Origin of the sequence: Microbacterium sp. NPDC089695 (genome assembly GCF_044749085.1) — a bacterium.
Taxonomy (GTDB): Bacteria; Actinomycetota; Actinomycetes; order Actinomycetales; family Microbacteriaceae; genus Microbacterium.
Genome location: NZ_JBIVHG010000003.1, coordinates 51,180 through 77,365, shown reverse-complemented (window position 1 = coordinate 77,365; position 26,186 = coordinate 51,180). Strand labels below are relative to the sequence as shown.

The following is a 26,186-nucleotide window of genomic DNA, read 5'->3' as shown; positions in this document are numbered from 1 at the left end:
TTCCCCGCAGTCCCGTCCGTGTCACCCGACCGAAGGAACACCATGTCAGACATCGTCCGTGCCGATGGCCGCTCCACAGACCAGCTCCGCGAGGTCACGATCGAGCGGGGCTGGAGCGCCCACGCCGAGGGGTCGGCGCTGATCAGCTTCGGCGGCACCAAGGTGTTGTGCACCGCCTCTTTCACGAACGGCGTGCCGCGGTGGCTCACCGGCAAGGGCAAGGGCTGGGTCACCGCCGAGTACTCGATGCTGCCGCGGGCGACGAACAGCCGCAACGACCGCGAGAGCGTCAAGGGACGCATCGGCGGCCGCACGCATGAGATCTCGCGTCTGATCGGACGCGCGCTGCGCGCGGTCGTCGACACCAAGGCACTGGGCGAGAACACGATCGTGATCGACTGCGACGTGCTGCAGGCCGACGGCGGCACGCGCACCGCGGCGATCACGGGGGCCTACGTCGCGCTGGCCGATGCGATCGAGTGGGGCCGCGAGAAGAAGTTCATCGCCAAGAACTCGACGCCGCTGATCGACTCGGTGTCGGCGATCTCGGTCGGCATCATCGACGGCGAGCCGATGCTCGACCTCGCGTACGTCGAGGACGTGCGCGCCGAGACCGACATGAACGTCGTGGTCACCGGCCGCGGTCTCTTCGTCGAGGTGCAGGGCACGGCCGAGGGGGCGCCGTTCGACAAGCGCGAACTCGACGCGCTGCTCGACCTCGGTGTGGCCGGTTGCGCCGACCTCAAGAACCACCAGCTCACGGCGCTCGCGGGCTGATGAAGGTCGTCCTCGCCACGCACAATCCGCACAAGGTCGCGGAGTTCCAGCAGATCGTGTCGCTCACGCGGCCCGACCTCGAGATCGTCGCCTACGACGGACCGGAGCCCGTGGAGGACGGCGTGACCTTCGCCGAGAACGCGCTGATCAAGGCGCGCGCGGCGGCGGCGCACACGGGACTCGCGGCGCTCGCCGACGACTCCGGCATCTGCGTCGACGTGCTGGGCGGATCGCCCGGCGTGTTCTCGGCGTACTGGGCCGGACAGCAGAAGGATGCCGCGTCGAACCTCGAGCTGCTGCTCGACCAGCTGCGCGACATCGCCGACCCGCACCGCACCGCGCACTTCACGTCGACCATCGCGCTCGTGACGCCCGACGGGGCGGAGCGCGTGGTGGAGGGGGTGTGGCCCGGGCGGCTCGCGCATGCGGCATCCGGTGCCGGCGGGTTCGGCTACGACCCGATCTTCCTCCCCGACGGCCAACCCGCGGGGGAGGAGCGCTCGGTGGGCGAGTTCACGGCCGAGGAGAAGCAGTCCCAGTCGCACCGTGCTCGCGCGTTCGCAGAACTGGTGCCGCTGCTCGCCGAACTCTAAGGTTCCGCCGCAAGTAACCACTACGCTTGACGTACTTCATTCGTAGTGGTTATGGTAGTGCTCATGAGAGAGCTCACCTATTACATCGGCGTCACCCTCGACGGCTTCATCGCGGGACCCGACGACGAGGTCGACTTCTATCCCGTCACGCCCGCGTTCGCCGAGACGCTGGGCACCGAGCTCGCCGACCTGCAGCCGGCCTTCGTGCGCGCGGCGCGCGGGGGAGCGGACCAGCCTCTCACCGGCTTCGACACCGTCGTGATGGGACGCCGCACCTACGAGCCGGCGCTCGACCAGGGCGTGCGCGATCCGTACTCACACCTGCGCACGGTCGTCGTCAGCACGACGCTCGACGATCCGGGACACGAGAACGTCGAGATCGTGCGCACCGACCCCGTGGCCCGCGTCCGCGCGCTCAAGGCCGAGGAGGGTCTCGGCATCTACCTGGCTGGAGGAGCGGGCCTCGCAGGCGCGCTCCTCGACGAGATCGACCGGCTGATCGTCAAGAAGTACCCGGTGATCGCCGGCTCCGGCATCCCGATGGTCGCCCACGGCTTCCGGCCCACCGCCTTCACGCTCGATCGGGCTCGCGCCTACGACAACGGCTGCGTCTTGCTGGAGTACACCCGCGCGCGGTGAACAGCGGTCGCGAGACTACTGAGAATCATCACCATTCCCGAGTACGCGGATCCGCCCCGGTCGCACGGAAACCGACCCTAACCTGGTCGTATGCATGATCACGCGCCCGCCGCCGGCGGCATCCGCTCGGCCGGGCATCGCCGCCTCCTGGCGATCTCGCTGACCCTCACTGCGACCATCATGGTCGTGCAGGTGATCGGTGCGATCCTGACCGGGTCGCTGGCCCTGCTCGCCGACGCCGCGCACATGTTCACCGACGCGTCGGCGCTCGTGATCGCCCTGATCGCCGCGGCCGTGGCGGCGCGTCCCGCCGATGACCGCCGCACGTTCGGGTACCAGCGGGCGGAGGTCTTCGGAGCGCTGATCAACGCGATCATCCTGATCCTGCTGTCGGGGTGGGTCGGCATCGAGGCCATCGGTCGTCTGCTGAACCCCGGCGAGGTCGAGGTCGCCGGCGGGCTCATGCTCGTCGTCGCGGCGGTCGGCCTGATCGCGAACGCGATCTCGATGTGGCTGCTGAGTCGTGCGCAGCGCACCAGCATCAACGTGCGCGGCGCGTACCTCGAGGTCATGGGCGACCTGATCGGCTCGGCGATGGTGATCGTCGCGGCGATCGTGATCGTGACGACCGGATGGATGCCGGCGGATGCGATCGCGTCCATGGCGATCGCGGTGCTGATCATCCCGCGGGCGATCGCGCTGCTGCGGGAGGTGTTCTCGGTGCTGTCGGAATCGGCGCCGAAGGGCACGGCCGTGAGCGACATCCGTCAGCATCTGCTCGACTACGACGGTGTCGTCGGCGTGCACGACGTACACGTATGGCAGCTCACCCGCGGCGCTCCTGTGTTCAGCGCGCACGTCAGCGTCGAGCCCGCTCTGCTCGAGGACGGACGTTCGGGCCGACTGCTGACGGAGATGCAGGAATGCCTGGCCGAGCATTTCGACGTCGAGCACTCGACGTTCCAGATCGAGCCCGCCGAGCAGTCTGACTGCGAGCCGCACCACGCCTGAGGTGCAAGCGGTCAGCTCTCGACCACGACCTCGTCGGGGGACTTGTCGGGGCGGAGACCCCGCCATCGCGCGTGGCGCAGTACCCCGTCTGGCGTCCAGTTCGCGAACTCGACCTCGCCGACGAGCTCAGGCCGCACCCAGAGAGCGTCCGAGGCGTCGAGGGCCGGCACGCCGTCGAGCGGAGCATCGTCCACCCGTAGCGGCGCGAGACGTGCGAGCAGATCGCGCAGCATCCGGTCGGTGAAGCCGGTGCCGACGCGTCCGACGTAGCGCAGGCGCCCGGCATCCGGCACCGCCAGCAGCAGAGAGCCGAAGGTGTGCTCGCGATCGCCCTTGCCGGGGCGGATGCCGACGATCACGGCCTCCTGCATGCGGGTGTGCTTGATCTTGAGCCAGGACGGTGAGCGCTGCCCCGCACGGTACGCCGACCGCGGGTCCTTCACGACGACGCCCTCCAGGCCGAACTCCTCGCTCGCGGCGAGAGCGGCGTCGAGGTCGTCGAACACCGGAGGCACGCGCATCGGCGCATCGAGATCGGCGACCACGTCGTCGAGCAGCGTCCGCCGCTGCGTCAGGGGCATCGACGTCAGATCGTGTCCGTCGAGCCGCAGCAGGTCGAACACGAGGTACACGATCGGGGCGCGCACGACCTCGCGCTCGATCTCGCGGGCGCGTGTCAGATGCATGCGGTTCTGCAGCAGCGAGAAGCTCGGGCGGCCCTGCGCGTCGAACGCGACGATCTCCCCGTCGAGGATCGCATCCGCCACGGGAAGGAACGGAGCCCCATCCGCCGTGAGTTCCGGGTACCGCGCCGTGATGTCTATGCCGCTGCGGGCATGCAACCGCATCCGTCCTTCTGCCCAGGTGCCGATGGCACGGATGCCGTCCCACTTGACCTCGACCCAGGGCGGCGTGCCGAGGCCGCGCGCGATCGCCGGAGTGCCGTTCTCGGCGAGCATCGGGTCGAGGGATGCGGGGACGGCATCGGCAGCGGGAGCCGCGGCGATGCGGGGGCGGTGCTCTTTGCGGGCCGGTCGATCCGTGCTCGCGCGCTCGCCGTGGTCCCCACGCGGCACCGGCGGGTTCTCCGGTCGCAGTGTGGACAGCGGGTCCATGTCCGAGGCGGCACGTGCCAGCACCTCGTCGAGATCGAGCTGCGCGAGGTCGGGGTCGTCGAGCTCCTCCCACGTGCGCGGGGCGGCGACCCAGGGCTGCGCGCGTCCGCGGAGCGAGTACGGCGAGATCGTGGTCTTCTTGCCGTTGTTCTGGCTCCAGTCGAGGAACACCTTGCCGCCGCGGGCGGCCTTCGCCATGGTGCTCGTCGCGAGGTCGGGATGCTCGGTCTCGATCAGCCGGGCGACCTCCTTCACGACCCCGGAGATCTCGTCGCTGGTCTGTTCGCCGGGCACGGCCGCGTACAGATGGATGCCCTTGCTGCCGCTCGTGACCGGCAGTGGATCGAGGCCGATGCCGGTGAGGATGCCGCGGGCGAGACGTGCGACCTCGGCGCACTGCGCGAGACCGACACCCGGACCGGGGTCAAGGTCGAGCACGAGGCGGTCGGGTCGCCCGGGGAGTCCGGCCGCATCGAAGCGCCACTGCGGCACGTGCATCTCGATCGCCGCGACCTGCGCGAGCCACACGAGCGTGGGCACGTCCTCGACCAGCGGGTACTCCTTCGGCCCGTCGGAGTGCTGGATCGCCTGCCGCGGGATCCACCGAGGCGCCCCCGGTTCGAGCTGCTTGGTGAAGAACGCGTCGGCGGGAGCATCCGTCGTCCCGACGCCTTCGACCCAGCGCTTGCGCGTGACGGGGCGGCCGTCGAGCAGCGGGAGCAGGAGCGGCGCGATCGCGGTGTAGTACGCGAACACCTCGCCCTTGGTCGTTCCCGTCTCGGGGTAGACGACCTTGTCGAGGTTCGTGACGCGCAGACGGCGGCCGTCGATCTGCACGTTCTGCGCCTCGGCTGCCATAGGGCCAGCGTAGTGACGGCTCCCCGGATGAGGGGGAGGCGCCGTCAAGGACTGGCTGTGACCGGTGCGACTGGTGTTCACTGGTCGCATGAGGACGATCTGGAAGGGCGCGCTGACCTTCGGTCTCGTGAACGTGCCGGTCAAGGTGTATTCGGCCACAGAGGATCACGATGTGCCGCTGCATCAGGTGCACGACAAGGACGGCGGACGCATCCGCTATCAGCGCACCTGCGAGGTGTGCGGTGAGACCGTCGCGTACGCCGACATCGACCGCGCCTATGTCGACGAGGGCCAGACCGTCGTGCTCACGAAGGACGACCTCGCGGCCCTGCCCGCCGAGAAGAGCCGCGAGATCGACGTCGTGGAGTTCGTGCCGTCCGACCAGGTCGACCTGCTCACGCTCGACAAGCCGTACTACCTCGAACCCGACTCGAAGTCGCCCAAGGCCTACGTGCTGCTGCGCAAGACCCTCGAGCAGACCGACCGCACCGCGATCGTGCGCTTCACGCTGCGGCAGAAGACCCGGCTCGCGGCGCTGCGGGTGCGCGGCAAAGTGCTCGTGCTGCAGACCCTGCTGTGGGCCGACGAGGTGCGCGAGGCCGAGTTCCCCTCGCTCGACGAGGACGTGAGCATCTCGAAGAAGGAGCTCGAGCTCTCCGCCTCGCTGGTCGACAGCTACTCGGCGGACTTCGATCCGGAGTCGTTCGTCGACGAGTACCAGAAGGAGCTGCGCACCCTGATCGACGCCAAGATCGACGCCGGCGACACCTTCGACGTCTCCGACACGTTCGGCGAGGAGGATGCCGACGCCAAGAGCGGCGAGGTCATCGATCTGATGGAGGCGCTGCGCGCGAGCGTCGCGAAGTCCAAGGCCGCGCGGTCGGGCGGTTCGAGTGCGGACGCCGATGAGAAGGCGAAGCCGAAGAAGGCGCCGGCGAAGAAGAAGGCCGGCTGACCGGCATCCGTACTCGGGTCAGTGCTTGCCGTCGCCGTCGAGGTCGGGGGCGCGGTCGAACACCTCGGAGTCGAGCGCGAGCTCCTCGGCTTCGGCGGCATCCGTCTCGCCCTCTCCGGCCATGGCCTCCTTCTTGGCCTTCCGGCGCTCGGAGAGGTAGTGCCACAGCGTGACGATCGCGGTGCCTCCGACCGCTGCGAGCAGGATGAGGTCGATGTAGCTCTCGACGAAGTGCGCGACCGGCGGGATGAAGCCGATCAGGTAGCCGAACATCGTGAGGCCGAAGCCCCAAAGCACGGCACCGATGAGGTTGTACAGCGTGTACTTGCGCCACGGCATGTGCCCGACGCCCGCCGCGACGGGCGCGAACGTGCGGACGATCGGCACGAAACGGGCGAGGATGACGGTGATGCCGCCGAACCGCTCGAAGAACGCGTTCGTCCGCTCGACGTTCTTCTTGCTGAAGAGCCCGGACTCCTTGCGCTCGAAGACCGCGGGGCCGCCCTTGTGGCCGATCACGTAGCCGACCTCGCCGCCGATGAACGCGGACAATCCGATCAGGATCGCGACGAACCAGACGTTGATGCCGAAGACGCCGTGCTCCGCGCCCGCGATCGGGTGCGACAGCAGCCCGGCGATCACGAGCAGCGTGTCGCCCGGGAGCAGGAATCCGACGAGCAGGCCCGTCTCGGCGAAGACGATGAAGCACACCACCAGAAGCGCCCACGGGCCGGCCGTGCCGATGATGGTGGCAGGGTCGAGCCAGGGGATGAGAGCGGCGTGGTGCATGGGAGTCCCGTCGTGGAGCTGTGTGCGGCGGTGATGTCGTCGGTCGCCGAAGATGCGACTGATCGGTGCGGAAGGTGGGACTTGAACCCACACGCCCTGAGGCACAGGAACCTAAATCCTGCGTGTCTGCCAATTTCACCACTCCCGCGCGGTGGGATAAGTCTACTGACCGGGGGATCCCTCGATGCTGGGGATCCGCCCGCAGTCGTTTGACGACACGTGTGGATAACTCCGCCGGCCGTGCGGCGATTCTTGCGAGGATGCCCGGGTGCCTCAGCCCTCCGTCATCATCGCCGACCGTGTGCGGCGACGTCTCAGGACCGAGGGGATCGAGCCCGCGCTCGATGCGGACGCTGCGCGGTCGGTCGCGCAGTCCGAGGTGCGGCGCTACAACGACGTCGCTCTCGCCCGCGGGGAGGCGCTGGCCGAGGACGAGGCCCGGTGCGTGCGCGACGTCCTGGCCTCCGTGCACGGATTCGGCGTGCTGCAGCCCCTGCTCGACGATCCCGAGATCGAGGAGATCTGGCTGAACGGCCCCGACAGCGTGCACGTCGCGCGCGGGGGAGTCGCCGAGCGGATCGGACTGCGGCTCGGCGAGACACAGCTCCGCGATCTCGTCGAGCGGATGCTGCAGTCCACCGGACGCCGGGTCGACATCGGCCAGCCCTTCGTCGACGCCTCCCTGCCCGACGGATCGCGACTGCACGTCGCGATCGCCGATGTCGTGCGCGGCGGGTGGGCGGTGAACATCCGCAAGTTCCTGACACGGCACCGGTCGATCGGCGCCCTCGTCGCGCAGGCGGCGCTTCCGGCATCCCTCGCCGATGAACTGACCCGCGCGCTGCGCGCCGGTCGCAGCGTGATCGTGTCGGGTGCCACGCACGCGGGCAAGACGACCATGCTCGGAGCCCTGCTCGAGAGCGCGGCGGAGTCGCAGCGCATCATCACGGTCGAGGAGACGTTCGAGCTCGCGATCGAGGGTCCCGACGTCGTGGCGCTGCAGGGTCGTCAGGCGAGTCTCGAGGGCACGGGGGAGATCACGCTCCGTCGCCTCGTGAAGGAGGCGCTGCGCATGCGGCCCGATCGGATCGTGGTCGGCGAGGTGCGCGACGCCGAAGCGCTCGATCTCGTGCTCGCGCTCAACACGGGAGTGCCGGGTGCCGCCACCGTGCATGCGAACTCGGCGGCGGAGGCGTTGGAGAAGCTCTCGCTGCTTCCACTGCTCGCCGGACGCAACATCGACCGCGGCTTCATCGCCCCGGCGCTCGCCGCGTCGATCGACCTCGTCGTCCACTGTGTCCGCACACGCGACGGACGCCGTCGCGTGGAGGAGGTCATCGCCCCCACCGGCGCCGTCGTCGACGGTCGCATCGAGGCGCGCACGGTCTTCGCGCACGGTGTCGCGGAGGCGCGCAGCGTCGGGGGCGGGCTCGCATGATCGCCCTGTTGGGCGCGACCCTCGCCGCCGGATTCCTGCTCGTCAGCGCCCCGTGGCTCTGGCCGCCGCGCGAGGACGGCGATCGTGCCGTGCGCCGCGGCGTTCTCGTGCGGATGCTGGAGGAGGCGGGATTCGCGACGGCGCCCCCTCGCGTGCTCCTCGCGGTGATGGCCGGACTCGCTCTCGCCGCGGCATCCCTCGTCTGGCTGCTCACCGCGATTCCCGTGCTCGCTCTCCTGGCCGCGGGGGCGGCGGGAGTCGTGCCCGTGACGTTCCTGCGCGCACGACGGCTGCGGCTCCGCAAAGCACGCCGGCAACTGTGGCCCGACGTCTGCGACCTGCTGATCGCGTCGATCAGGGTGGGCCTGTCGCTGCCCGATGCGGTCGCCTCGCTCGCGGACGCGGCGCCGCTCACGATGCGCCCCGCGTTCGTGGTCTTCGCCCGTGACCTGCACGCGACGGGACGCTTCGAGACCAGTCTGGATCGGCTGAAGGCGACGCTCGCCGACCCGATCGCCGATCGGATCATCGAGACCCTGCGTATGGCGAGGCAGGTGGGCGGCACCGAGCTCGGCGCCGTGCTGCGCGCGCTGTCGACATCGGTGCGCGCCGATGCCGCGCTGCGCGGCGAGGTCGAGGCGCGGCAGTCCTGGATCCGCGGCGCCGCTGTTCTCGGCGCCGTCGCGCCCTGGGTCGTGTTGGGACTCCTCGTGATGAGGCCCGAGGGCGCTGCGGCGTACGGCACACCGGAGGGCGTCGCGGTCATCTGCACGGGCGCCGTGGTGTCGGTCGTCGCGTACCGGATCATGATCCGGATCGGCCGACTCCACGAACCCGAACGGTGGTTCGGATGAACGCGGTCTCGGCTGCGGCTGTCGCGGTGCTCGGCGGAGGGACGCTCGCGGCGGGGTTGCTTCTCGTGCTGCTCGCACTGCCGCGGTGGTCGGCTCCATCGCTCGCGACGCGGATCGCCCCTTACGTGCGCGACGTCGTCAGTGACGACGTGCTTCCCCGCCTGGCGCTGCCCCGAGCCGGTGCGCTCCCCGCAGGAGAGCGCGCGATCCTCTCCCGAATGGTCGCCGCCGTCGAGCGGATGCTGGGCGGGAGCGACACGCTGCGCCGCCGCCTCGCGCAGGCCGGCGTCCCCGGACAGCCCGAGCGGTTCCGCAGCCGTCAGCTCGGGTGGGCGGTCGGGGGGATCGCCGCGGGAGCCGTCGCCCTCATCGCGCTCGCACTGGTCGGCCGAATGACTCCGCCCGTGGCGTTGCTCCCGATCCTCGCGGGAGGCGCGGCCGCGATCGGCTACGACATGCGGCTGAGCGCACGCGTCGCGGCGCGGCGTCGACGACTGACCGACGAGTTGCCGACGACCCTGGAGTTCCTCTCGCTGTGCCTCTCGGCCGGGGAGGGGCTGCTCGACTCGCTGCGGCGTGTCGCCGCGGTCGGCACAGGCGAGTTGACGGTCGAGGTGCGTGCCGTGGTCGTCGCGGTCGGGACCGGGGCTCCGCTCGGCGAGGCGCTGCGGGAGCTGTCGAGCCGGCTCGAGCTCCCCGGTCTCACTCGCGCTGTCGATCAGGTGGTCGCGGCGCTCGAGCACGGAGCCCCGCTCGCGGGTGTGCTCCAGGCGCAGGCGGGCGATGCGAGGGAGGACGCCAAGCAGGTCCTGATCGAGCAGGCGGGGCGCAAGGAGATCCTGATGCTCCTCCCTGCTCGGTCGGCTTGCATCTGACACCCCGGCCACCCTCCCGAAGTTTCCGTTCGAGGTCTCCCTCCGGGAAGTCGCTGAGGCCGCGTGATGCGCTATCTCGACGTGGTGACTTGTGCCGCGAGGTCGAGCACGGTTTTGTCTCGCGCGAAAGCTCTCGCCAGCCAACAACTGACGGGTCAACCAGGACGAAGCCCACCCATGGATCTGTGATCCGCCCAGGGCGAGGTCCACCCAGAGAATCGAGATTCAAATGACCATCAACACCGCACCCTTCGTGCAGGCATTCCTGATGTTCCGCCGCTCGGTGGGACAAGCCGTCGATTTCACCGATGTGAAGTGGACGAACTCGGCAGTCACGCGTGAGCGCTTTGAGCGGATGATGAAGGCACGCGCCGCGCTCAACGACCTGATCCCGGCAGAGAAGGACGCCGATGCGGACGCGCAGATTGCGGAGGTGATCGAGGGGCTCGCGCCGAAGAACGGCGATGAGGTGACGCTCCAGGAAGCCGAGTGGCGCAAGGTCACCACGCTCCTGGCCGCGCACCGCTCGCTGGAGCAGATCATCTTCGAGGCGAACCCGCTCCGCCTCGCAGCGATCGCGCAGTGGATCGAGGTCTCCCCGGAGGCGCTCGCATCGGTCGACCCGGTCGGGGTAATCGCCGAGGTCCGCGAGCTGGTGTTCCAGCAGTTGGTCGCGAAGGGCGTCCCGGCGGCAACGCGGGTCCGAGACCTGACGGCGGACGCCAGCCTGGTGTCGGCGTGGCGTGCTGTGCTGATCGAGGCGCTGGAGGGCGCGGTCTCGCTGGGCACGATGTCGCGTGTTGCCCGCCTCGACCCGCAGGGCTACGCGGCGCTCGGGATCGACGAGAACCTGGAGCGTGATATCCACATCGACGCCCAGGTGCAGCGACTCGATGGTCTCCGCCTCCGCCGCGACGCCATGGCAATCAAGGGGGCGTGATCGTGTCCGCGCGTCAGTCCGGAGTGCGGACGCCACCGGAGGTGGAAGCGGAGATCGAGCACCTGGTCCGCGATGGGCTGACGCGCGGTCAGGTAGCCAAGGCTGTGGGTGTTCATCCCGCGACGGTCTCTCGCGTTGTACGTGACACTGAGGGTCTGGAGTTCGCCCGCACAGGCTCCAGTTCCTCGGGCACGCCTCAGGCTATGGCTAGGGCTCGGGGGGTGCAGAGCGAGTACGCGCGGAACCGGCGGGCAGCGCTTTCCGACCGGATCATGGATGCGACGGAGAAGACGCTTGACCTGTTGGAGTCGACCACGTCTCCTCGGGAGCGGCAGTTCCTGTCTCAGGCGCTGCGAAACCACACGGCGGCATATGCCGACTTGTCGGCTCAGGATGCAAAGGCGGCTCCGGACATGCAGGTCGTGGTGTCCATCTTCGACAAGTTCAACAACGGGATGGAAGCCTTCGTCGCGGCTGTACCGCCTGCCCGCTCCGGACTTATCCAGGACTGAGGCGTAGCCCTCCGCGGGCTCCGTCTCTCCTACGACCTGACAGAGCCAGATCCCTCTTCCCAGGGGCCCGAGCCTTGCGAGTTCAAGGAAGACCCCACGGAGCGCCGCGCATACGTGCCCCACTACTATCTGGTTTATGGATCCAGCAGTTCTGTGGACCGCCATCGGCGTGATGGTCGGGGGTGTTGCCATTGTCATCGGTTGGTTCCAGTGGAATGCAACGCGTGGGCGAGTCCGCGTGAAAGTCGACTACGGCAAGTACAGTGTCTCGGTTCGGATCGACTCACAAACACCTAACGAGGTCGTGATCAACCGTCTGTCCATTCTCGGCGCTCGTCACCCGCTGCTCTCTCGCATCCGCACCCTCGCACTTGGGCGTCCGATGCCTAGAAGGTACGCCTTTAGCAAGTTCCACGCCGATAGCTTCTGGATCGACATGCTGATCCACGGTGACCGCTTCGAAGACATGGACATGTCGAACTCCTTGCCGCTTGCGCCCTATAGCACTCTCTCGTGGGGCTACAGCGTGTCAGGCCACATGCAGCACGAAGTCCGCTCGCCCGACGCTCGTTTGAAGGAGACCTTGAAAGACCCGCGAGTGAAACTACGTGGGTATGCAGACGTATCCGGCCACCCAACCCGCGTCACCGTAAGCCGGTGGCAACGACAGAAGCACTACTAGCTGCGGCTCCGGACGCCTCCCGCCTCGTCCTCGAATAGAGAAGGCCCGGCGCCCCTGAGAGGGCGTCTGGCCTTCGCCGTGTCCAGAAAGAACGTGCCGGAGGCCGAGGAATGACGTCCGGACAGTGGTTATATGGTCAAAGGAGTCTTAGGTCAGCATGAAGGGGTTCAGCTCATGACAGATGACAAGACAGAGCACGGCCGTCGAGCCAATGCGTGGCGCTACGGCGAGGGCACGATGTGGGGCCAGGACCAGTTCTGGTATCCGGGCTCCGGTGAAGGCATCCCGCTTGAGGACCTTGAAGCGTCTCATCTCGCGAACATCATTCGCAAAGTTGAGCGTGGGGGGCACTCGGACATGGCCGAGAATACACCGCTGATGCGTCGGCTCCGGCAACTACGGAATGATGGATGATCTCGCACAGAAGAAGATGCATCGGCGACTCCGTGAAGAGGGGCTGAACACGCCGCACGGTCCGCGCTGCTTGGGCCGTATGAACCCGTAGAAGTTGGGGGCGAGGTCGTGTGGCGTTGCTCCGATTGCGACACGACGGCTTAGCCGTGGGAGGTTGGGAGAATAGCTCTGATGACTCTCACGCTCGCCCCGCTCCTTCTAGATGCTGGCATCGATGTCGCCGATGCAATCGCAATCCGCCACGCTTACACAACTGAGCCAGACGGCATCCACGCTGACTCGACCGACGACGAGATCCTCGTCTACACGCGGACACAATCGGCTTCAACCGCGAAGTTTCTGGCCGCACCGCCGAAGTATTGGGTGGTGTTCATCCGAGAGGGCGGTGCCGAGGCGCGGCTGTGGTCCGTTGTGGAGAACCGGGGCGAGCTTTGGAACGACGGTACGCGCCGCGGGTTTGACGTGGCGAGGACCGACCACATGGTCGAGCTCCGCAGCCGGCTCGTGATTGGCTGGCGTCCCACGCGTAGGTGGTGGATGAGAGCGGCGACCGCCGCGACCTACCCCGTAAATGGCATTGCCGATGCCGAGCCGATCCCATTCCCCGGATTCGACCGACTTGTCCTGAGCTACACCAAACTTCAAGCTGTGATGCGTGAACCGCGATACGCGTCCTGGTGCACCGCGCTCGCGTCGGTAGTGGGTATCTACCTGATTACGGACACGCGCGACGGTCGCCACTACGTTGGGAAGGCGGATGGCTTGGAGAACATTCGCCAGCGGTGGAGTGCCTATGCGGCCAATGGCCACGGGGGCAACGCGGAGTTACGTGGCCTCGACCCGAGCACATTCCGATACTCGCTCCTGCGGGTGTTCGACCCGTCGACGCCGACCGCTGAAATCAACATCGCCGAGGGCCACTACAAGTTGGCTCTGGGCAGCCGCGTACCCCACGGGCTCAACAGAAACTAGGCCCGCCGACATCCCATCGGAATACCGGTTCGATGATCGCTCAGTCGGGCCAGTGCGCTGGCTTCTAGCCGGGAGGCAGGTCCCGGCACAGGTGCGTTGAGCCGAGAGAGTGTCCCTGGTTCCAGATAAGATCGTGGCACGCGGGAGCTCGCCCGCAATCACCCAAAGGAGCGTCACGCAGACGTGTCGAACACCGAAAACCTCACCTCTGCCAAGTCGGCCAAAGAGGACGAGTTCTACACGCAGCTTCCCGACATCGAGCGCGAACTCAGGCACTACCGGAAGCACTTCGAAGGCAAGGTCGTCTACCTCAACTGCGACGACCCCCGTATGAGCAACTTCTTCCACTACTTCAGCTACAACTTCGAGAAGCTCGGCCTCAAGAAGCTCATCGCCGCCTGCTACAAGAGCCAGGACGTCGACCTGTTCAGCCAGTACGACGCCGAACAGGCCATTTACCTCGAATACGACGGCGACAAGAGCGGCAACGGGGTGCCCGACCCTGAGGAGATTGGAATCGTACCGCTCAAGGGCAATGGAGATTTCCGGAGCGCGGAAAGCATCGAACTGCTCAAGCAGGCCGACATCGTGGTCACCAATCCTCCGTTCTCGCTGTTCCGCGAATACGTCGCACAACTGGTCGAATACGACAAGAAGTTCCTGATCGTAGGCCCTCACAACGCGATCACCTACCAGGGCATCTTCCCGCTCATCCAGCAGAACAAGCTCTGGCTTGGCTACGGGTTCCAGGCGGGCAACGCGTTCTTTGCAATCCCCAGGGATGCGGAGTATGCGAAGGGCGTCTACGACCCAGCCACCGGCCTCGTGAAGTTCCGGAACGTGACGTGGTTCACCAACATGGACATCTCGAAGCGTCACGAAGAGCTGGTGCTCTACAAGAACTACAGTGCCGACGAGTACCCGGCCTACGACAACTACGACGCGATCGAGGTCGGCAAGACGAGCGAGATTCCCGCCGACTACGACGGCGTGATGGGCGTCCCGATCACGTTCCTCGACAAGTACAACCCAGACCAGTTCGAGATCATCGGTATCGCCAAGGCTCCGATGGGGGAGCCGACCAAGATCTACCCGACTCAGACGCAGGTGAGCGCAAAGGGTATTCGTAGCACCGTCAAGAAGCTGAACGACGGGCCAGTGATGAAGGTCGACACCCCACCGAAGAACAAGACCTACTACGAGGTGGGCGGCGAGCTTTACGTGCAGATGTACGCCCGCATCCTGATTCGCCGCAAGGGAGCAGCAGCTTGAAGATCGAACTGACGTCGGTGCCCGTGCGAGAACTGGCCGCGGACTACGAGGACAACCAGGAGGCTGGTGTCTCGGGATACGCCGGGAAACTCGACATTCGCCCGCCCTACCAGCGTGAGTTCGTCTACGACGACAAGCAGCGCGAGGCCGTCATTGAGACCATCACGAAAGGCTTCCCGCTCAACGTTATGTACTGGGCCGTCCGCGACGACGACACCTTCGAAGTAATCGACGGCCAGCAGCGCACCATCAGCGTGTGCCAGTACGTCGATGGCGAGTTCGCCTACAAGGGGCGCTACTTCCACAACCTCCAGGCTGATGAGAAGGAACAGCTTCTCAACTACGAACTGATGGTCTACCGCTGCACCGGCAGCGACAGTGAGAAGCTGGAGTGGTTTCGGACCATCAACATCGCGGGGGAGGAGCTCACTCAGCAGGAGCTTCGCAATGCCGTCTATGCAGGGTCATGGGTCTCCGAAGCCAAAAAGATCTTCAGCAAGAACGGCTGCCCGGCGTACGGGCTCGGCTCGAAGTACATGAAGGGTTCGCCTATTCGGCAGGACTACCTCGAAACCGTCATCAAGTGGTTCAACGACGGAGACATCGAGGGCTACATGGCCGTTCACCAACACGACCCGAACGCCAACGAGCTGTGGCTCTACTTCCAAGCCGTCGTGGCGTGGGTCAACAGCACGTTCCCGCACTACCGGGCGCTGATGAAGGGCCTGCCCTGGGGCGCGCTCTACAACCAGTACAAGGGCAAGTCGTGGGACTCCGCGAAGCTCGAAGAGCAGATTGCGGCTCTCATCCAGGATGACGACGTGACCAACAACAAGGGCGCTTACGCGTACGTGCTGAGCGGCCATGAGAAGCACCTCAACATTCGCGCGTTTAGCCCGAGCGAGCGCCTGGCCGCGTACGAGCGTCAGCAGGGGATCTGCCCAGTGTGCGGCGAGCACTTCGAGCTCAACGAGATGGAAGCCGATCACATCACGCCTTGGCGCGACGGAGGCCCCACGAGCGCGGCGAACTGTCAGATGCTCTGCATTGAGGACAACCGCCGCAAGGGCGCGAAGTAGGAGAGCTCGAGTGCGTGTCGCGTACGTCGATGACACAAAGCAGCGCGGGCGTCGCCGCGACATGGGCCAGCTTGTGGCGCTTGGGGCTGCGATCTTTGACGAGGAGCAGATCCAGCCGTTTGCGCAAGCGTTCCGTGCGCTCTACGACGAGTTCGACGTGCCTCACGGCGTCGAGTTGAAGTGGTCGAACCCGCAGGGCCGGAACTGGTGGGCCGAATCGGACGCGAACAGAGCCAAGCAGACTCCGATGCGCGAGCGAGTGCTTGAGCTCGCCCAGCAGCACGATGTTCGCGTCATTGTGGTCGTTTGGGATGAGGGCGGTGGCGTCGCGACTGCGGGCGGCGACGGGCCCGAAGACGGCGTGATCAAGTTCATGTTCGAGCGCATCTCGGCGCAGTTGGAGAACGCCCGACAGCGCGGACTCATCGTTTTCGACAAACCCGGAGGAGACCATCGGGACGAAGATAACTGGCTCACCGGACGCGCTGACATGGTGCGCCTGGGCACTGAATACGTCAAACCGAACGCGATCGTGACGCAGATCCTCACCGCCCCGTCGCACCTTCATCCGCATTTGCAGCTAGCTGATCTCATCGCGGGGAGCGTCACTGCCGCAGTCGCGGGAAATCGCTACGGCCTTGCACTGGCCCCGCTCGTCAAGCCGATGATGTGCATCAACTTCTGGAGCTATATCGGAGGCACCGGCTTGAAGATTTATCCAGATCGCGTCAACAATCTGCACCACTGGGTGCTGGGTGAGGACACCTTCATGCGCCGGGGTAGCGGGGTGACGCTACCGTACGCGAGTTGGCGCTACTCCGACGACGACGGGCTCTAATCGGGGCGGCTTCCCGCGTGCGGGGGCGTCCCTGCTGTCACCTTGACTGAGCGTCACTGTGTACATCAAATAAAGCTGCTTATGAATCTTCACAAGCCTCGTTTTCAATACTTATGAGGCTGGGGTCGGTACCGGTAAGGTTCCTGACGTTCGGCACCGAAAGGCGCTGAGCGACAACTACATAAGCTTCCTTGGGGCTGGCAAGAAGACACCATGCCTCTCGGAGCCGGAGTTCCGGCAGTCGCTACCCACGCCCGTGGATCGGGTTGCTCACCGCGTGTCAAGAGATGCGGTGAGTGATCGAACCACGGGCGTTTGCTGTTTGCAGGGCCCGTGATCCTGGAGGTCACGGTGGTTACATCACCAACAACACATTGGGAAGCTCTAGAGTTTCCGCCCGAATCGGTCAGCAGGCTTTGCCAGCTGCTGTTCGCCCCCGTCGCCGACGCACCCGAGGGGGTGCAGGCGGCATGAGTACCATCCATCTGCCCCGCAACCTGCGCCGCTACCTTCCAGGCAGGCCGGACGCCGACACCGCAGTGTGGCTCACCGTTCTGGGGGCCGCGTTCGCCTTCGACATCGGCTTGGTGGTACTCATCACCCGAATGGCAGGCGTCTGATGGTCAGGCTCGATCCGGAAGCCGTACAGCTGCTTGGAGGCCCTGATGAGCCCGATGTTGTCACCACGGCACTCGAATGGGCGGAGCGAGGATGGGCGGTCTTCCCGCTCCGCCCCAACGAGAAGATGCCCGCGATTGCGAGCCCACACCCGAAGGGTTCAAAGGAGAGGGCCGAGTGCACCGGCCAGTGCGGCAAGCTCGGCCACGGAGCGCACGACGCCAGCCGGGACCCAGAGAAGATCCGCCGGATGTTCGCGGGTCGACCGAATGCCAACATCGGCGGTGCGACCCTCGGGCGCGTGGTGTTCGACTTCGACATCCACCACGGAGGTGAACGGCGCGACGTGTTCCCGGTGACACGTGAGCACCTCAGCGGCCGAGGCAATGGCAACGTCCACGTGGTGTACCTCGTCGGAGGTGGCATCGCACAGCGGATCAGGTCGGGGACCCACGTCTTTGGGGCCGGGGTGGATATCCGCGCCGGGGCGGGCTCCTACATCGTCCTCCCGCCCTCCACTCACCCGGAAACCGGCAAGTCGTACACCGTCGCCGACGACACTGTGCCGGAGCACGCACTGACCGATGACGACGTGCGCGTGATCTGGTCGGCGTACGGCGCAAATCTCCCGGGTAAGGCCTCTCCTGCGCCTTCCCACGACCTCCCGGTGGGTGGGGTGCGTCTTGGTGGTCCCAGCATCGTCGAGCTCCTCTCGAATCCACCGGAGCGGGGGAGCGGGCAGACCAACGACTGGCTGACAAAGGTCGCGGGACACTACGCGCACCGGTACCACGACAAGCGGGATCTCTACGTGCTGCACGTCCGGCTTGCCGCCGCCATGGTCGATTCGAGCTACGAGGACATCGAGACCGTCATGGACTCCATCTGGGGCAGCGAGCAGTCCAAGCCGATCCCGGCGGACGAACGCGAGCAGCGGATCGCGGAGCGGGTAGAGGCGAAGCTGATCGAACACGAGGCCAAGGCGCAGTTCAACCGGGCGCTGGCGGAACTCGAACCGGCTGAGCCGTTCGACGCGGGGTCGCTCGCGGAGATCCTCGCACGTCCTGACACCACTCGGTTCCGTGTGGATGGTTTGGTGCTCTCCGAGGGGTTCACCACAGTGGTGGCGGCACGCAAGACCGGCAAGACCACGTTCAACCTGAACCTCGCGGACTCGCTACTCACGGGTCGTGACTTCCTCGGGCGGTTCCCGGTCGAGCCTGTCGAGGGGCGTATCGCGCTGCTCAACTTCGAGGTGGCAGCGAAGCAAGTCGCTCACTGGGCCAACCTCGTTGGGGTTGATCCTGACAGGTTCGACATCGTGACGCTTCGCGGTCGCCGGAACCCGCTGCTGCACCCGCAGGATCGCGCCGACCTCGCGGAATACCTGCGTGGCCGCGAAGTCGAGTTCCTGTTCGTGGACCCGCTGTCACAGGCCTTCTACGGCGACAACGCCAACGACAACACGCAGATGCAGCGGTTCTTGTCCGACCTCGACACCTTCGCACGCTCGGAGGTCGGCGCGACTGATGTGGTGTTGAACGTCCACGCGGGCTGGAACGCCGACCGCTCACGCGGCGCATCCGCCACTGAGGACCACCCCGACTCGATCATCTGGCTCAAGCCCGGCGACCGGGAGAAGGGCGACCGGTCGACCTATATCGAGGCGAAGGGCCGCGACGTGGACGTGGAGGAGATGCAGCTGGCATTCGACCCGACCACCTATCGGTTGAGCCTGACCGGCGAAGGTTCGCGACGCGAGGTCAAGCAGGCGCAGAAACGAAGCGACCTCGAACCCGAGATCCTCCGGCTTGTGGCCGCGAAGCCCGGTATCAACTCCGGTGCGATCACGGTGGGGCTCAAGGAGCGGGGCAACAGCTTCCAGAAGGGAACCGAGAACGACGCCCTCCGAGCGATGCGAGCCGCTGGCCGCATCGGGTGGAAGAAGGGGCCGAACAACGCTTCGCTCTGGTTCCCGGCAGGGCACCCTAGCGCGGCGACGACGGCACCCCTCGCAGGTATCGGGGAGGAGGCGTTCTGATGCCGGTTTCCCCGAGTTTCCCCGCACCCGGTTTCCCCGAGTTTCCCCAAGCCGGCGAGCCGCGTCACGACACGGTTTCCCCGAGTTCCCCCACCGGTTCCCCCGGCCAGTTCCCCCGCCCCCTTTAGAGGGGCGGGGGAGCGGGGAAACCCCGGGGTACCCCAGCCCGGCGCACCCAGCAGCACAAGCCAAGAACGACAACCTTCTCATCTCTTCCCAACCTTTCGCGCGCGCGATGGAGGCGCTCTCATGAACAGCAACGAATCGCAAATCCCCGGCTGGCTCGCGCCTCACGTCGCGGAAGTTGAGTCCTGGGGTCCCGTGGCGATGGTCGCCAAAGAGTGCTGGGTTGACGGGTGCGCCCGTCCCTCTGAGCGTTCTGGACTTTGCCGAACTCACTTCCGGCGGGCGCGCCGTGCGTGGCATCCGTCGCCGTCCGAGGCCGAGCGTGCCCGTGAACCCGAGCACGGACGACCGTCCCGGCTCGAAACCGCCGACTAACTAGAACCCCCGGCGGCTGTGAGCGTCCCGCCCGGACGTCCGCGACAGCCGCCGGGTCTCAACCAAACAGTTCAACCCAGCCTGAGGAGGCAAACCATGCGAGAAGACCTGGTCGCGCTCGACCCCGTATTCGCGATCCCTTACCGCCAGCGCAATGTGCTGCAACTCGTCCGCAGCTGGGAGTTGAATGGTGACTGGTGGTCGGCGTTCGTCAAACTCGTCGGAGACCCAGTAGAGGCGAAAACCCTCGTCGTCGTCGCAGCGAGCAAGCTCGGCTACGGCATGCACGCGATTCCGGCCCCGCCCGCGATTCGAGAACTCGAGAACTTCGTCGCCGACATCGTGACGCAGGGGGTCGGGTCGCTCCGGGGTCGCGACTACATCGAAGAGTGGGTTGCGCAGAACGTTCGTGAGGAGCGTGCGGACGCCCGCGCACGCCGCAAAGGGCGTAGATGACCGCGCGTCGGGGTGGGGCGCATCGATCCGTCCAGCCCCAACGCGATTCCGCGGGCGAGGCATCCAATCGCGGCGTATGAAGATCGCAACATATGAAGGGGCGCGCTCGGCGCAGGCGTTGCTAGCCAGTATCAGTCTGCTGGCGGTGTCGCCGCCTCGCGGTCCCGAGGCACTGTCGGGTGGCTCGTCAGATCAGCATGCCGACCGAATCCAGCACCTTCAAGCTAGCGAGGACTGGATGGTCACGGTACTGCGTGCGACCGGCCATGGCTCTCACTTTCTGCACGACTTCCGCAGCGCCGACAACGCGGAGCGGATATCCGCCCATCACTTGGCTACCGGCCCATTCCCGAATGCGAGCTTCGTGGCCGCCGCCTGCAAATCGACCAACGTAAAGTCGCATCTCGACGTGCTCGTAGTCATACCCGAAGCGTTTCGCCGCTTGAGCAAGCACGGCGGCCCGGATCTCAGACTCGTTGAGGAGCGCATACCAGCTCGTGTTTCCCGAGAGGCCCATGACGTGATCCGACACAACTCCGCGCGAGCCGAAGAACGACTTCACGGTGGCAAGGACCAGTCGGTCAGCACGTGCGCCGACCAAGTCGACCTCGTACCCGTGTGTCTGCCACTCCTCGTATTGCAGCTTCCGGGTACGCCGCCGCACGTCGAACTTAAGCGCGCCCGAAACGACAAGCCCCTCGGTCTCCATCGCCAACGCGACAAATTGCTCGAAGGCCTCCACCTTGTACTCCAATCGCAGTGCAGATTTCTGCACGATAGTGCAGGTTTCGACACTGCGGATGTATACCGCGCCGCGTTGGACTCGTCGTGTGAGCTATCCGACCCGCGACCCCGACTTCGAGGCGCTTCGGCTGGCTCTGGCAAGGCTTCGCGACGAGCGCGGCTGGTCCTTCGATGAGCTCGCGGAGCGTTCTGGCGTCAGTCGCCGGACCCTCATCTCTATGGAGCATGGATCGACGCGAGGGCGTCTGGATTCCTGGTTCCGGGTCTCCCAAGCGTTCGAGATCAGCATTAGCGACCTTCTGGCTGTCCTCTGACGCCCCCGCTGGCACGGTCGCCGAGATACGCGCCTGGGCGACGCGTCGTCTGACTCACGCTGCTGCAGGCCCCCGCCTGTTTGGCTGGGGCCTAGTGCGACGCGGAGGGGGCATGAGGTGATGAAATCAGCGCAATTCACGGCATCACGGTTTTCAGCCGGGGTGTCCGTCCTGCTTCCGGCTGGCGCTCCTGCGAGTCCGACGGGCTCGACTCCGCTCCGGCCCGTCCCGGTATCCGCGAGTTCGACGGAGGCCCCGCCGGAGGCCGGGGAGCTGCATGCCCGGCTGATTGAGCAGGTGGGCGCGGCTATCGATGCGGGGCAGGCGATCCCGTGCGTAGGTCCGGATGGGGCGGCGTGGACGTCTGACGACTTGGCCGACCAGCAACGTGCAGCAGACCGCCGCTGGGACTGCCCGCTCGTGTTCCAATGCCGTGCCTACGCGGTTGCGGCCGATGAGCCCGCCGGAGTGTGGGGCGGCTACGCGCCCGAGGTTGAGCGCGCGCAGAGTCGTCGGCCATACAGGCCAACTGCGGAGGCGCGGCATCGCGCGAAGGAGCGGCGGCGGGCTCTCCGTACGGCTCGGAAGGCCGAGGCTGCGCAGAGGGATTGTGCGGACGCATATGCGTACATTTTGATGGGAAGTGAGGCAAGGAAAGCCCAGATCAGAGAGCAGATTGGAAACCCCACCATGAGCACCATGGCCACTGCCACAGAGGTCTCGACCGGATGCAACTGCGGATGCGGAGAGGCTATCGGGCGACGTGCGCTCTACCGCCCCGGCCACGACGCCAAACACGTGTCCCGCCTCGTCGCCGAACTCTTCAATACGATCCAGGACGGCGGCAAGGTCACCCCGGCCGCGATCACATCGGCGGCAAAGTCACTCCCCAGTGCTGCCCTCCAGGCGAAGCTCCGCCGAGCCGCAGAGCGCCTCATCGCGAAAGCGGCGACCAACACGAAGGAGGCCGTGAAGTGACCCAGCCGGGCGACCACATCACGTTTGTCAGCACCACTGACGAGTACACCCGCCTCCGCGCGGGCGACACCGGAGTGGTGACCTCCGTGGACGACCTCGGGACGGTGCATGTCGCCTGGGATCCGGACGGCCACGTCCTCGGGCTCGTCCCCGGCGTCGACGTGTGGCGACCGCTGCACCTGCGATGGAACGGGGAGCACGCCCCGATGAGTGGAGGTGCGCAGTGATCGCCGTCGAGACCAAGACCTGTCGCAAATGCGACCGAGACCTACCCGCCAGCGCGTTCGCTCGGGTCAGGGCGGACCGGCCGTGGCTCCGCTCGAAATGCAAGGACTGTGAAGCCGCGAGGATCCGCAACAGCCGAAAGGAGGCTCGCCATGGCGATGCCTGAACACCTCACCCTCGACGAGTTCATCGTCGCGGTCATGGTCTCCCAAGGGCCGATCGACCCCGCCCTGACCGTCACGAACTTCCGTGAGCTTCGGATGCACCTGTCCCAGGCGGCGGAACTGCACGACCCGGAACTCACCCTGGACGACGAGATCCCACTTGCCCGAGCCGTAGCGATTACTCAGGACGCGACCGACCTTAAAGGGCTCCGAGCATGAGTGAAGTGACCGTGTTCGACCCAAGAGTCTGCGGCACGTGTGGCCGCGCCAAAGCCCCGTCGGCGTTCGCTCCTGGCAATGCCGAATGTAAGGCATGCACCGAAGGCCGGAGGTTCTGATGACTGCCAAGCGAGCGGCGTACTATGCCCGAGTCAGCACCGACCTCCAGGTCGACAACACCTCACTGCCGGAGCAACGCGAGATCTGCGAAGCGGCGATCAAGATCCGAGGTTGGGAACTGGTCGGCGTTTATGTGGACGAGGGCCTGTCGGGTACGAATGCGAACCGCCCGCAGTGGCGGCAGATGCTCCAGGATGCCCGCGACGGGAAGATCGACGCGATCGTGGTGTCCAAGCTGGACCGATTCGCCCGCAAGGCGGCAGACGCGATCCGCGAGACCGATCGCTTCGCCGAAATGGGCGTGGACCTCGTCCTGGTCAAAGAGCAGATCGACATGAGTACCCCGCAGGGCAAGATGATGCGCACGGTCATGGCCGGATTCGCGGAAATGGAGCGGGACACGATCGTGGCGCGCACCGCCGCAGGTCAGCGCGCCAAGGGCCGTGCGGGGGGATGGGCGGGATCGAAGCCACCGTTCGGGTGGAAGCTCGAAGGGCTCAAGCGGGACGCCCGCCCGGTGCCGGATGGGCGCGAACGCGAGGTGCTCCGCGCGATGCATCGCCTGTTCATCAGGGAGCGGCTGTCGACTGCTGAGGTAGCCGAGCGCCTCAACCTCATGGGGATGCACCCACGCCATGCAGCGCAGTGGCAATACCAGACGGTCCGTCAGACCGCGACGAACCCTTCCCTGTGGACGGCGGAGACTGAGTGGGGTTCCGCGATGACCGGCAACTATCGTTCGGCGCGCAAGGTCACGAAGCTGAATCGCGACGGGACGCCGATGTATGGCGACACCGTGAAGGTGCCGCTGGGGGAGCCGGTGTTTACACGGCAGGAGTGGTTGGCTCTCCAGCGCGCCGTGAACCGCAAGGGGTCAGTCACGCCTTCGGCACCGCAGCGGCAGCTGCTCACCGGTCGGCTGTTCGGACCGTGCGACATGGACAAGCACTACGACGGTGTGACCACGAAGTCGCGCCCGAACCCGTATTACGTGTGCTCGGGGCGGCGGTATCGGTCGAAGGAACAGCCGCGCTGTTCCTGCCCGCAGATCAAGGGACCGGCGATCGATGAGCCGGTGTGGGCGGAGATTGCGGCGATGCTTGCCGACCCGGAACGACTCGATCGCCTGGCCCGCCAGTGGCTTGAGCTGGACGACGACGCCGACCTGAACGACGAAGCTCCGATGATCGCCGCCCTGCGCAAGCAGGAGGCGACCTTGGAGCGGGCGATGGGGCGGGCGAAGGATCTGTACCTCATGGCTGACGATCCCGAGGAGCACCGGCAGACGATCGAGCGGCTTCGTGGTGAGCTCGCGGACGTTCGGGAGCGCTTGGAGGGACTCGCCGCTATGCGGTCTGTGCGGGGCGAACAAGCCCAGCGGATCACGGATGTGGCGGCGCTCGCGGAGCGCGCCCGTGGTCGTCTGGAGAACGCCTCGGCGGCGATGCGACGTGAGGTCGTGGAGCTTCTCGACGTGCGGGTGATCGTGTCGGACATCGTGCAGGGACGGCCCCAGACCATCACCATTCATGGGGTGCTCGACCCGTCAATGTTCCTGTCGGCCGAGGACTCAGAGCGCAAGCCAACGGAAGCGGCACGCTCCTGCCACTCGTCTTCCTGATACTGCCGCTGTCGGTGCTCTTCGCGATCTATCCGGGCTTGTTCATCCTGCGACTCGGCATCGGCTGAGCGCATCACAGAGAGGACGACATGAACACCTTGCGACACTGGCGGCACGAGCTCGCCCAGCACCTGCGCGACCTGCGCGACGACGATGCAGGAGATGTGCCCGGATGGGTGCTCGTCACGCTGATGACGGCGGGTCTCGTCGTGCTCATCTGGGCCGTGGCCGGGCCGGCGCTGAGTGCTCTGTTCGAGCAGGCGATCCAGCGCGTGTCCGGTCTCTGACCGCGATGTCGATGCGGTTCACGGGCGACGAGCGGGGTTCGAGCCCGGTCGAGTTCGTGCTCATCGGCACGATGCTCACGGCGCTCACACTGGCCGTGCTGCAGCTGGCGCTGATCGTGTACGTGCGGAACGTCGTGCATGACGCCGCCGTGGAGGGCGCGTACTACGCCGCGCTCGCCGACACCGCACCGGCTGAGGGTGCGGAGCGTGCCGGCGAGGTCATCACCCGCGCGATCGGCGCGTCCTATGCCGACGACATCACGGTCGAGCGCGCTCGGGACGCCGGACAGGACGAGGTCGTGGTGCGGATCCGTACATCGTTGCCGATCATCGGTCTGATCGGCATCCCGGCCGCGATCGAGGTCGAGGCGCATGCTCCCGCAGAGTCGTTCGATGTCGAGTGAGCACATGATCCCGGAGGAGCCGTCGACCTCCGACGAGGCGGGCTCGGCCGCGCTGGAGTTCATCGCGGTGGGCGTGCTCCTGCTCGTGCCGCTCGTCTACCTGATCGTGGCGCTCGGCACGATCCAGGAGCAGGCGCTCGGCGTGGAGGCCGCCGCACGGCACCTCGCGCGCACGCTGTCTCTCGCGCCCGAGGCGGAGGCGGGTGCTCTGCGGGCGCAGCAGGTGCTCGACGGCGTCGCGACGGAGTACGGCATCGATCCGGCGGAGCTGGACGTGGACATGTCATGCGCTCCCGTCGCGGCACCGTGTCCGTCCGCCGGGGCGACCGTCACTGTCGTCGTGCGAGCCCGCGTGCACCTGCCCGGCGTCCCCGCCGTGCTCGGTCTCGACGACGCCGCCGCCGTCGCCGTCGAAGGGATCGCCGTGCAGAAGGTGTCCCGGCTGTGGGGTGCATCGTGAGCACCGCGGCGGATCGGGCCGATGACGAGGGGAGCGTGCTCCTCCTGGCGCTCGGCTACGCGGTGCTCGCGATCGCGCTCGTGCTGGTGTGCGTCTGTGCGACCGATCTGTACATCGCGCAGAAGCGCCTCGACGCGCTCGCCGACTCCGCCGCGCTCGCCGGGGCAGACGGCTTCGTCGTCCAGGTCGAGGGCGACGACGTGCATGCCGAACTCACGGATGCCGCCGTGCGCGAGCAGGCGGACGCCCTGCTGCGGGCACGACCGGGGGAGGCGACGCTCGTGTCGGCATCGGCTCCCGACGGGATCTCCGCCCGCGTGACGGTGACGACCGACTGGCATCCGCCGCTCGTGTCGCTGTTCGTGCCCGACGGCGTGCGCCTGGAGGCCACGGCCACGAGCCGCACCGCACTGCGGTGACG

At 66.6% G+C, this 26,186-nt stretch carries 31 protein-coding genes, 1 tRNA gene and 1 pseudogene; 29 read left to right on the top strand and 4 right to left on the bottom strand.

Annotated elements, in window-relative coordinates:
- The first annotated feature begins 42 nt into the window (after positions 1 to 42).
- From rph to ACIPYT_RS14960, 4 genes are all read left to right on the top strand, one after another.
- On the top strand, positions 43 to 777 hold the full coding sequence (gene rph, locus ACIPYT_RS14975; RefSeq protein ID WP_401075918.1) for a ribonuclease PH: 735 nt from the start codon (positions 43 to 45) through the stop codon (positions 775 to 777).
- The gene (gene rdgB, locus ACIPYT_RS14970; RefSeq protein ID WP_401075915.1) at positions 777 to 1,370 is read left to right on the top strand and encodes an RdgB/HAM1 family non-canonical purine NTP pyrophosphatase; all 594 of its coding nucleotides are present in this window, start codon (positions 777 to 779) and stop codon (positions 1,368 to 1,370) included. The genes rph and rdgB overlap by 1 nt, the downstream gene beginning before the upstream one ends.
- A 63-nt stretch (positions 1,371 to 1,433) precedes the next feature.
- On the top strand, positions 1,434 to 2,009 hold the full coding sequence (locus tag ACIPYT_RS14965) for a dihydrofolate reductase family protein (protein ID WP_401075911.1): 576 nt from the start codon (positions 1,434 to 1,436) through the stop codon (positions 2,007 to 2,009).
- A 90-nt stretch (positions 2,010 to 2,099) separates the two neighbouring features.
- Positions 2,100 to 3,020 (top strand): cation diffusion facilitator family transporter, encoded by a 921-nt coding sequence (locus ACIPYT_RS14960; protein WP_401075908.1) that lies wholly within the window; start codon positions 2,100 to 2,102, stop codon positions 3,018 to 3,020.
- 11 nt (positions 3,021 to 3,031) lie between these two features.
- Here ACIPYT_RS14960 and ligD read toward each other — a convergent pair whose 3' ends face one another.
- Entirely contained in the window at positions 3,032 to 4,993 is a 1,962-nt protein-coding gene (ligD, locus tag ACIPYT_RS14955; protein WP_401075905.1) for a non-homologous end-joining DNA ligase, read from the bottom strand.
- Between the two features lie 88 nt (positions 4,994 to 5,081).
- Between ligD and ACIPYT_RS14950 the strand changes: the two genes are divergently transcribed.
- Positions 5,082 to 5,948, top strand: coding sequence for a Ku protein (locus ACIPYT_RS14950; protein ID WP_401075902.1), 867 nt, complete (start codon positions 5,082 to 5,084; stop codon positions 5,946 to 5,948).
- 18 nt (positions 5,949 to 5,966) lie between these two features.
- Here ACIPYT_RS14950 and ACIPYT_RS14945 read toward each other — a convergent pair whose 3' ends face one another.
- Both ACIPYT_RS14945 and ACIPYT_RS14940 read right to left on the bottom strand, forming a co-directional pair.
- On the bottom strand, positions 5,967 to 6,737 hold the full coding sequence (locus ACIPYT_RS14945) for a DedA family protein (RefSeq protein WP_401075899.1): 771 nt from the start codon (positions 6,735 to 6,737) through the stop codon (positions 5,967 to 5,969).
- Between the two features lie 66 nt (positions 6,738 to 6,803).
- Positions 6,804 to 6,885, bottom strand: a tRNA-Leu gene (locus ACIPYT_RS14940).
- Between the two features lie 120 nt (positions 6,886 to 7,005).
- On the opposite strand from ACIPYT_RS14940, the gene ACIPYT_RS14935 reads away from it, so the two are divergent.
- The 14 genes from ACIPYT_RS14935 (at position 7,006) to ACIPYT_RS14870 (ending at position 20,229) form a co-directional block, all read left to right on the top strand.
- Positions 7,006 to 8,175 carry a CpaF family protein gene (locus ACIPYT_RS14935; protein WP_401075896.1) on the top strand — a complete coding sequence of 390 codons (1,170 nt, stop codon included), beginning with the start codon at positions 7,006 to 7,008 and terminating at the stop codon, positions 8,173 to 8,175.
- Positions 8,172 to 9,029 carry a type II secretion system F family protein gene (locus tag ACIPYT_RS14930; RefSeq protein ID WP_401075893.1) on the top strand — a complete coding sequence of 286 codons (858 nt, stop codon included), beginning with the start codon at positions 8,172 to 8,174 and terminating at the stop codon, positions 9,027 to 9,029. Before ACIPYT_RS14935 ends, ACIPYT_RS14930 begins: the two co-directional genes overlap by 4 nt.
- On the top strand, positions 9,026 to 9,904 hold the full coding sequence (locus ACIPYT_RS14925; protein WP_401075890.1) for a type II secretion system F family protein: 879 nt from the start codon (positions 9,026 to 9,028) through the stop codon (positions 9,902 to 9,904). The genes ACIPYT_RS14930 and ACIPYT_RS14925 overlap by 4 nt, the downstream gene beginning before the upstream one ends.
- Positions 9,905 to 10,133: 229 nt before the next feature.
- On the top strand, positions 10,134 to 10,844 hold the full coding sequence (locus tag ACIPYT_RS14920; protein WP_401075887.1) for a hypothetical protein: 711 nt from the start codon (positions 10,134 to 10,136) through the stop codon (positions 10,842 to 10,844).
- Positions 10,845 to 11,065: 221 nt separating this feature from the next.
- Entirely contained in the window at positions 11,066 to 11,356 is a 291-nt protein-coding gene (locus ACIPYT_RS14915) for a hypothetical protein (RefSeq protein ID WP_401075884.1), read from the top strand.
- Between the two features lie 136 nt (positions 11,357 to 11,492).
- Entirely contained in the window at positions 11,493 to 12,038 is a 546-nt protein-coding gene (locus tag ACIPYT_RS14910; protein ID WP_401075881.1) for a hypothetical protein, read from the top strand.
- A gap of 174 nt (positions 12,039 to 12,212) precedes the next feature.
- Entirely contained in the window at positions 12,213 to 12,452 is a 240-nt protein-coding gene (locus tag ACIPYT_RS14905) for a hypothetical protein (protein WP_401075878.1), read from the top strand.
- Positions 12,453 to 12,623: 171 nt separating this feature from the next.
- The gene (locus ACIPYT_RS14900) at positions 12,624 to 13,424 is read left to right on the top strand and encodes a GIY-YIG nuclease family protein (RefSeq protein ID WP_401075875.1); all 801 of its coding nucleotides are present in this window, start codon (positions 12,624 to 12,626) and stop codon (positions 13,422 to 13,424) included.
- Positions 13,425 to 13,607: 183 nt separating this feature from the next.
- Entirely contained in the window at positions 13,608 to 14,696 is a 1,089-nt protein-coding gene (locus ACIPYT_RS14895) for an adenine-specific methyltransferase EcoRI family protein (RefSeq protein WP_401075872.1), read from the top strand.
- A complete protein-coding gene (locus tag ACIPYT_RS14890; protein ID WP_401075869.1) occupies positions 14,693 to 15,775 on the top strand; it encodes an HNH endonuclease family protein in 1,083 nt (360 codons plus the stop codon). The genes ACIPYT_RS14895 and ACIPYT_RS14890 overlap by 4 nt, the downstream gene beginning before the upstream one ends.
- A gap of 10 nt (positions 15,776 to 15,785) precedes the next feature.
- Positions 15,786 to 16,613 (top strand): DUF3800 domain-containing protein, encoded by an 828-nt coding sequence (locus ACIPYT_RS14885; RefSeq protein WP_401075866.1) that lies wholly within the window; start codon positions 15,786 to 15,788, stop codon positions 16,611 to 16,613.
- A gap of 470 nt (positions 16,614 to 17,083) precedes the next feature.
- Positions 17,084 to 17,233: a hypothetical protein gene (locus ACIPYT_RS14880; protein WP_401075863.1), complete on the top strand. Its 150-nt coding sequence runs from the start codon at positions 17,084 to 17,086 to the stop codon at positions 17,231 to 17,233.
- Positions 17,233 to 19,272 carry an AAA family ATPase gene (locus ACIPYT_RS14875; RefSeq protein ID WP_401075860.1) on the top strand — a complete coding sequence of 680 codons (2,040 nt, stop codon included), beginning with the start codon at positions 17,233 to 17,235 and terminating at the stop codon, positions 19,270 to 19,272. Before ACIPYT_RS14880 ends, ACIPYT_RS14875 begins: the two co-directional genes overlap by 1 nt.
- 597 nt (positions 19,273 to 19,869) lie before the next feature.
- Positions 19,870 to 20,229: a hypothetical protein gene (locus ACIPYT_RS14870; RefSeq protein WP_401075857.1), complete on the top strand. Its 360-nt coding sequence runs from the start codon at positions 19,870 to 19,872 to the stop codon at positions 20,227 to 20,229.
- A 187-nt stretch (positions 20,230 to 20,416) separates the two neighbouring features.
- On the opposite strand, the gene ACIPYT_RS14865 is transcribed toward ACIPYT_RS14870, so the two are convergent.
- Positions 20,417 to 21,004 carry a hypothetical protein gene (locus tag ACIPYT_RS14865; RefSeq protein ID WP_401075854.1) on the bottom strand — a complete coding sequence of 196 codons (588 nt, stop codon included), beginning with the start codon at positions 21,002 to 21,004 and terminating at the stop codon, positions 20,417 to 20,419.
- Between the two features lie 55 nt (positions 21,005 to 21,059).
- Here ACIPYT_RS14865 and ACIPYT_RS14860 point away from each other — a divergent pair, with 55 nt between their 5' ends.
- The 10 genes and pseudogenes from ACIPYT_RS14860 (at position 21,060) to ACIPYT_RS14815 (ending at position 26,184) form a co-directional block, all read left to right on the top strand.
- Positions 21,060 to 21,287, top strand: coding sequence for a helix-turn-helix transcriptional regulator (locus tag ACIPYT_RS14860; RefSeq protein WP_401075851.1), 228 nt, complete (start codon positions 21,060 to 21,062; stop codon positions 21,285 to 21,287).
- A 120-nt stretch (positions 21,288 to 21,407) separates the two neighbouring features.
- Positions 21,408 to 21,779: pseudogene (locus tag ACIPYT_RS14855) on the top strand (WhiB family transcriptional regulator); the annotation flags it as partial.
- Between the two features lie 207 nt (positions 21,780 to 21,986).
- Complete coding sequence (locus ACIPYT_RS14850) at positions 21,987 to 22,265, top strand: hypothetical protein (RefSeq protein WP_401076365.1); 279 nt, start codon at positions 21,987 to 21,989, stop codon at positions 22,263 to 22,265.
- Complete coding sequence (locus tag ACIPYT_RS14845; RefSeq protein ID WP_401075848.1) at positions 22,262 to 22,492, top strand: DUF4314 domain-containing protein; 231 nt, start codon at positions 22,262 to 22,264, stop codon at positions 22,490 to 22,492. The genes ACIPYT_RS14850 and ACIPYT_RS14845 overlap by 4 nt, the downstream gene beginning before the upstream one ends.
- A gap of 150 nt (positions 22,493 to 22,642) precedes the next feature.
- Positions 22,643 to 22,873, top strand: coding sequence for a hypothetical protein (locus ACIPYT_RS14840; RefSeq protein WP_401075845.1), 231 nt, complete (start codon positions 22,643 to 22,645; stop codon positions 22,871 to 22,873).
- 118 nt (positions 22,874 to 22,991) lie between these two features.
- Positions 22,992 to 24,614 carry a recombinase family protein gene (locus ACIPYT_RS14835; RefSeq protein ID WP_401075842.1) on the top strand — a complete coding sequence of 541 codons (1,623 nt, stop codon included), beginning with the start codon at positions 22,992 to 22,994 and terminating at the stop codon, positions 24,612 to 24,614.
- Positions 24,615 to 24,703: 89 nt separating this feature from the next.
- Positions 24,704 to 24,901: a hypothetical protein gene (locus ACIPYT_RS14830; protein ID WP_401075839.1), complete on the top strand. Its 198-nt coding sequence runs from the start codon at positions 24,704 to 24,706 to the stop codon at positions 24,899 to 24,901.
- 5 nt (positions 24,902 to 24,906) lie between these two features.
- Positions 24,907 to 25,305, top strand: a complete 399-nt coding sequence (locus tag ACIPYT_RS14825) for a TadE/TadG family type IV pilus assembly protein (RefSeq protein WP_401075836.1) — start codon at positions 24,907 to 24,909, stop codon at positions 25,303 to 25,305.
- Positions 25,295 to 25,765, top strand: a complete 471-nt coding sequence (locus ACIPYT_RS14820; RefSeq protein ID WP_401075833.1) for a TadE family protein — start codon at positions 25,295 to 25,297, stop codon at positions 25,763 to 25,765. Before ACIPYT_RS14825 ends, ACIPYT_RS14820 begins: the two co-directional genes overlap by 11 nt.
- Positions 25,762 to 26,184 (top strand): hypothetical protein, encoded by a 423-nt coding sequence (locus ACIPYT_RS14815; protein WP_401075830.1) that lies wholly within the window; start codon positions 25,762 to 25,764, stop codon positions 26,182 to 26,184. The genes ACIPYT_RS14820 and ACIPYT_RS14815 overlap by 4 nt, the downstream gene beginning before the upstream one ends.
- The last annotated feature ends 2 nt before the right edge of the window (positions 26,185 to 26,186 follow it).

Excerpts from the sequence above, each read along its gene's own strand:
- ACIPYT_RS14950 (WP_401075902.1), top strand. The coding sequence starts at position 5,082 with ATGAGGACGATCTGGAAGGGCGCGCTGACCTTCGGTCTCGTGAACGTG.
- ACIPYT_RS14965 (WP_401075911.1), top strand. The coding sequence starts at position 1,434 with ATGAGAGAGCTCACCTATTACATCGGCGTCACCCTCGACGGCTTCATC.
- ACIPYT_RS14900 (WP_401075875.1), top strand. The coding sequence starts at position 12,624 with ATGACTCTCACGCTCGCCCCGCTCCTTCTAGATGCTGGCATCGATGTC.
- ACIPYT_RS14925 (WP_401075890.1), top strand. The coding sequence starts at position 9,026 with ATGAACGCGGTCTCGGCTGCGGCTGTCGCGGTGCTCGGCGGAGGGACG.
- ACIPYT_RS14960 (WP_401075908.1), top strand. The coding sequence starts at position 2,100 with ATGCATGATCACGCGCCCGCCGCCGGCGGCATCCGCTCGGCCGGGCAT.
- ACIPYT_RS14875 (WP_401075860.1), top strand. The coding sequence starts at position 17,233 with ATGGTCAGGCTCGATCCGGAAGCCGTACAGCTGCTTGGAGGCCCTGAT.
- ACIPYT_RS14820 (WP_401075833.1), top strand. The coding sequence starts at position 25,295 with ATGTCGAGTGAGCACATGATCCCGGAGGAGCCGTCGACCTCCGACGAG.
- ACIPYT_RS14920 (WP_401075887.1), top strand. The coding sequence starts at position 10,134 with ATGACCATCAACACCGCACCCTTCGTGCAGGCATTCCTGATGTTCCGC.
- ACIPYT_RS14835 (WP_401075842.1), top strand. The coding sequence starts at position 22,992 with ATGACTGCCAAGCGAGCGGCGTACTATGCCCGAGTCAGCACCGACCTC.
- ACIPYT_RS14910 (WP_401075881.1), top strand. The coding sequence starts at position 11,493 with ATGGATCCAGCAGTTCTGTGGACCGCCATCGGCGTGATGGTCGGGGGT.
- ACIPYT_RS14930 (WP_401075893.1), top strand. The coding sequence starts at position 8,172 with ATGATCGCCCTGTTGGGCGCGACCCTCGCCGCCGGATTCCTGCTCGTC.
- ACIPYT_RS14850 (WP_401076365.1), top strand. The coding sequence starts at position 21,987 with ATGGCCACTGCCACAGAGGTCTCGACCGGATGCAACTGCGGATGCGGA.
- ACIPYT_RS14870 (WP_401075857.1), top strand. The coding sequence starts at position 19,870 with ATGCGAGAAGACCTGGTCGCGCTCGACCCCGTATTCGCGATCCCTTAC.
- ACIPYT_RS14905 (WP_401075878.1), top strand. The coding sequence starts at position 12,213 with ATGACAGATGACAAGACAGAGCACGGCCGTCGAGCCAATGCGTGGCGC.
- rdgB (WP_401075915.1), top strand. The coding sequence starts at position 777 with ATGAAGGTCGTCCTCGCCACGCACAATCCGCACAAGGTCGCGGAGTTC.
- ACIPYT_RS14830 (WP_401075839.1), top strand. The coding sequence starts at position 24,704 with ATGAACACCTTGCGACACTGGCGGCACGAGCTCGCCCAGCACCTGCGC.
- ACIPYT_RS14840 (WP_401075845.1), top strand. The coding sequence starts at position 22,643 with ATGGCGATGCCTGAACACCTCACCCTCGACGAGTTCATCGTCGCGGTC.
- ACIPYT_RS14945 (WP_401075899.1), bottom strand. The coding sequence starts at position 6,737 with ATGCACCACGCCGCTCTCATCCCCTGGCTCGACCCTGCCACCATCATC.
- rph (WP_401075918.1), top strand. The coding sequence starts at position 43 with ATGTCAGACATCGTCCGTGCCGATGGCCGCTCCACAGACCAGCTCCGC.
- ligD (WP_401075905.1), bottom strand. The coding sequence starts at position 4,993 with ATGGCAGCCGAGGCGCAGAACGTGCAGATCGACGGCCGCCGTCTGCGC.
- ACIPYT_RS14825 (WP_401075836.1), top strand. The coding sequence starts at position 24,907 with ATGTCGATGCGGTTCACGGGCGACGAGCGGGGTTCGAGCCCGGTCGAG.
- ACIPYT_RS14880 (WP_401075863.1), top strand. The coding sequence starts at position 17,084 with ATGAGTACCATCCATCTGCCCCGCAACCTGCGCCGCTACCTTCCAGGC.